The organism is Terriglobales bacterium (genome assembly GCA_035624475.1).
In the GTDB taxonomy this organism is placed as follows: domain Bacteria; phylum Acidobacteriota; class Terriglobia; order Terriglobales; family Acidobacteriaceae; genus DASPRL01.
This window is the reverse complement of record DASPRL010000236.1, coordinates 1-4,429: the sequence shown is the minus strand read 5'-3', so window position 1 is coordinate 4,429 and position 4,429 is coordinate 1. Positions and strand designations below refer to the sequence as shown.

The window sequence follows — 4,429 nt, the reverse complement described above, 5'->3', positions numbered from 1 at the left end:
CTACGACCTGCTCAACCACCTGCTCTCCTTCAACGTGGACAAGCTGTGGTGGCGGCGGACGGCGCGCCTCTTCCGCGAGGTCTTGCAGCGTCCCGGAGCCCGCGCGCTCGACCTCTGCTGCGGCACCGCCGACATGGCGCTGGCACTGCGGCGGCACGCGCGCCCGGCCACGCCCGCCATCGTGGGCGCGGATTTTTCCCACGCCATGCTGCAACGCGCCGCGCGCAAGGGAGAGGGCAAGGCCCTGGGCCTCTGCGAGGCCGACGCGCTGCAGCTTCCATTCCCTCCGGCGCACTTCGATCTCGTAGTCTCGGCTTTCGGCTTCCGCAACCTCACCGACTACGATGCCGGGCTGCGCGAGATCTTCCGCGTGCTGCGTGAGGGCGGGGAAGTGGGCATCCTGGACTTCGGCCAGCCGCGTGGCGTGCTGGGCGCCGCCTACGGGTTTTATTTCCGGCGCGTGCTGCCGCGGGTGGGCACCTGGATCTCCGGGGTGCGCGGGCCCTACGCCTACCTGCCGGCCTCGGTGGGGCGCTTCCCCACACCCGAGGCCATGCTGGAGCGGATGAAGGCGGCCGGGTTCAGCGAGGTTTCCTGGACGCCGTACACGTTTGGGATCGCGGGGCTGTACCGGGGGAAAGTCGTTGGTCGTTAGTCGTTGGTGGTTGGCCGCCATGAGCCTCTAGACATTAGCTCTGGCTCACACCCAAACGGCCAACGCCTCAAGCGTCACTTTAAGTCTTGTCATCCTGAGCGCGGTGAGGGAGTGTACGCGACCGAGCAAGCGAAAGACCCCTATGCCGGGCTTGGTGCCGTCTCTCGTTCGTCCTAAGATGGTGCCATACTGAGATGATGTGGTTCGCCGAGCCGGTAAAGCAGCTCGTAACAGCTCTCGTGCTGCTTGCGATGGCGCAGTCACAGGCGCCCTCATCGCAACGTTTCGCGGTACTCGAGACTGGAGAGTTCCACGGAACGGATGTGGCTTTAGAGCAACCAGCAGCCTGGGTCGGTGTGTTCTGTCAAGGAGAGGTTTGCGCGGCAAGGCCAGTCACCCTCAAGACCGCTCGCATTCCGGACCCGCTTGGCGATGACGAAGAGAACAAGCCGACGGGTACTTCAATCGCCGTCTCCAGCAAACAGCAGCCGCTTTTCCTGGTGCGGGGGATTTCGGCGGCGCAGCGCTTGCTTCCGACAGCATTTGTGGGCGAGCAAGCCCTCGCGGCAGGAGATGAGCAGAAGTTCGTACTTGCCGAGGTGACTTACACTCTGCGGGTGGAGGGCACGAAGACGGCCAAGGACCTTCTGCCGAAGGGGTCAAGGCTCTTGCTTTTCGATGGCGCGGTGTCGCAGGAGCTATTCTCACTTCCGGACGGCGGGAATGATCCCTATATCACCGTCATGTGGGTAGGCGACCTCGACGGCGACGGGAAGCCAGATCTCTACGTCAACACAAGTGACCATTACAACGTCGCTTATAAGGTGCTCTGGCTTTCCTCTCTGGCGAAGCCCGGTCAGCTCGTCGGGCAAGCGGCAGTCTTTCGGACCGTTGGTTGCTGACGAATGATGCTGTCCTGACGATAGGGGTCCTTCGCTTGCTCGATCGCGTTCGCTTCCTCGCCGCACTCAGGATGACAATCCTCAAGCAACTGGCAACTCGCCACTGGCGACTGGCGACTTCACAAAGCTGTCCGCCAGCGCCGCTTCCACGTCGTGCTGCAGGACCTGGCGGTACTCCGCACCCAGGAACTGCTCCAGCCGCCGCGTGTCCATGGTATAGGAGCCGATCATGTAAGGCAGGGCCTCGGGTGGGATGGCGCTGAAGCCCGAGTTCCACATGCGCCGCAGTGCCAGCTTCATCAGCCAGCGGGGCGCGCGGCGCACCCGCGCCTGCGCGATCTCGGCGCAGCGCTGGAGCGTGACGGGCGCGCCGGGCGCGGCCACGTTGAGGATGGTCAGCGCGGGGTCGCCCTCCGGCCGCCGCAGGATGTGCGCGATCAGCCGCGCCATGTCGTCCACGTGGACGACCTGCAGCTTCTTCTCCGGGTACTGGTCGCCGAAGGGCAGGGTCATGGGCAGGCGCTTGCCCTTCTCCCGCCAGCGCGCCGCCTTCTTGCTCTTGCCCGTGGGCGTGCCCCGCAGCACTCCCACCAGGTAGTTCTGCATGGTCGCCCCGGTGAAGATGTGCGGGCGCAGGATGTAGGTGCGGCAGTCGCCCAGCGAGGGCACGCGCTCCTGCACCACCTCGTCGGACTCCTGCTTGTGGATAGCGTAGGGCAGGGTGTGCGCGGCCAGGGGATGGTCTTCGCGCACCGGGCCCGGGGTCTCCGGCCCGTAGGCGGAGACGCTGGAGGGAAAGAGGAACTTGCGAACGCCGCCGCCGGTGCGGTTGACCACGGCGATGGCCTCGCAGACGCGCGCCGTGCCCGCCACGTTGATCTGCCACATGCGCTCGCGGTCGAGCACCCCGGTGCGCTGCGGATCGATGACGAAGGCCAGGTGGACGACGGCGGCGGCGCGGCTCTCGCGCAGCAGCGCCACCAGTTCTTCGCAGGAGCGCTCCTCGCCCAGGTCCATCTGCTGGAAGCGCGCTAGGCCCTCGGGAGGCGCGGCCATGTCCACGCCCACCACCTCGAGATCGGCAAGCTGCGGCAGCAGGCGCCGGCCCAGGTTGCCGGCCACGCCCGTCACCAGGACGGTGCTGCGCTCCTCCGCCATCCCTTATGGCTGCGAACCGGGAGCGGGGGTGGTGAAGTACGACGGGTTGAGCGCCGGCTTGAGCTCGAGGACCCCCCGCATCAGGTCGGCGAATTTCTTCTTCTCCAGTTGATCGTGGATCTGGTCCTTCACGTCGGCGAAGGGCAGGGTGCGGCGCCCTATCATGCGGATGATGTAGTACCCGGGCTGCTCGTCGAGGACGGGGCTGATCTCGCCCACCTTGAGGGCGAAGATCTGGTTCTCCAGGGGAGTGGGCATGGCGCCGCGGCGCAGGGGCCCGACCTTGGTGGGCGGGGGCGCCTGCTGGTTCGTGCCCCAGGCTTCCTTCTGCAGGGCGTCGAAGGCCTCGCCGGCGGCGGCGCGGGCGCGCAGAGCTTCGGCTTTAGCCTTGACCGCGGCCTCATCCTGCCTCTGGCCGTTCACCGCCTTGGGGACGTAGAGGCGCTCCAACTGGATCTCCTCGAACTGGGCGACGTTGTCGTTGTAGTAGCTCTGCAGCTCGGCGTCGGAGATGTTCTTGACGTCGTCGCGATAGTGGTTCTGCAGCACGGTGGAGAGAGCCTGCAGCCGCAGATAGTCCAGGAGGGTGGCCGCCTCCGGGCTCTTGTCGAGGCCCAGCTTGATGGCGTCGTTGGCCGCCACCATGTACTGGGCGTAGGCGTGAGCGAAGCGGGTCATCTCGGCGGGTTTAGCCTCGGGGCTGATGGCCTTGGCCAGGCGCTCGAACTGCTCGCGCGTGACCACCATGCGGCAGGGCGGCGCCAGGGCATTCTGCAACTGCACCTTGCCGGACTCGGTGGCCGGGCAGTAGCCCTCGATGGTGATGACGGGAGTGTCGGGGGCAACCGGGGCGGGAGCCACGGGGGCCGGAGCCGCGGGTCGCTGCGGCGTGGTACCGGGCGCTCCCTGGGCCGCAGCCAGGGTGGCGCAGAGCAAGGCGAGCAGAGCGAGATACCGCATGGGATGGAAGCCTCCAGGGATTGAAGCGCGAATCCATGATGCTAGCACAAGCGGCGGCGCGCCGGTGGCCGGGGCGGGCGCAGGCCGCCCGCGCTCCCCGGATCAAAAGCCATTTCCAGCTCTGCTCGCGAGCGGCGATAATGGCGGGAGATGGCAGCGACTTCCCAGGTCATGAACGCCGAGGCCATGCGCTCGGAGAAGCGTCTGGTGGCACGCAACTCCGTGCTGGCAGCGCTGGGGATCACCGCCCTGAAGTTCGTCGTCGGTGTCTCCACCGGCAGCCTGGGCATCCTCTCCGAGGCGCTGCACTCCGGCCTGGACCTGGTGGCCGCGGTGGTCACCTTGCTCTCCATCCGCGTCTCCGACAAGCCCGCCGACGCCGACCACACGTACGGCCACGGCAAGTTCGAGAACTTCTCCGCCTTCCTGGAGACGGGGCTGCTGCTGGCCACCTGCGTGTGGATCATCTGGGAGGCGGTGCGGCGGCTGCTGGGCCGCCTGCCTTTTCACGTGGAGCCCACCCTGGCCGCCTTCCTGGTGATGTTCGTCTCCATGGGAGTGGACTTCTGGCGCTCGCGCGCGCTCAAGCGCATCGCCGAGCGCTATGACAGCCAGGCCCTGGCTGCCGACGCCCTGCACTTCTCCACCGACATCTACTCCAGCGCGGTGGTGGTCCTGGGGCTGGGGCTGGTGCTGGTAGGCCGCTATTTCGAGCTGAACTGGCTGCGCCAGGCCGACTCGGTGGCCGCGCTGG

5 protein-coding genes are annotated in these 4,429 nt (G+C 66.9%); 3 read left to right on the top strand and 2 right to left on the bottom strand.

Annotated features, from left to right (window positions below; genetic code table 11):
• Both VEG08_09840 and VEG08_09835 read left to right on the top strand, forming a co-directional pair.
• A partial coding sequence (locus VEG08_09840; protein HXZ28283.1) for a ubiquinone/menaquinone biosynthesis methyltransferase occupies positions 1-655 on the top strand: 655 nt, incomplete at its 5' end.
• A 194-nt stretch (positions 656-849) separates the two neighbouring features.
• Entirely contained in the window at positions 850-1,557 is a 708-nt protein-coding gene (locus tag VEG08_09835) for a VCBS repeat-containing protein (GenBank protein ID HXZ28282.1), read from the top strand.
• A gap of 81 nt (positions 1,558-1,638) precedes the next feature.
• On the opposite strand, the gene VEG08_09830 is transcribed toward VEG08_09835, so the two are convergent.
• The gene (locus VEG08_09830) at positions 1,639-2,715 is read right to left on the bottom strand and encodes an NAD-dependent epimerase/dehydratase family protein (GenBank protein ID HXZ28281.1); all 1,077 of its coding nucleotides are present in this window, start codon (positions 2,713-2,715) and stop codon (positions 1,639-1,641) included.
• A gap of 3 nt (positions 2,716-2,718) precedes the next feature.
• Entirely contained in the window at positions 2,719-3,675 is a 957-nt protein-coding gene (locus tag VEG08_09825) for a peptidylprolyl isomerase (protein HXZ28280.1), read from the bottom strand.
• A gap of 150 nt (positions 3,676-3,825) precedes the next feature.
• Here VEG08_09825 and VEG08_09820 point away from each other — a divergent pair.
• Positions 3,826-4,429, top strand: a 604-nt coding sequence (locus VEG08_09820) for a cation diffusion facilitator family transporter (GenBank protein HXZ28279.1), incomplete at its 3' end; no start/stop codon positions are given.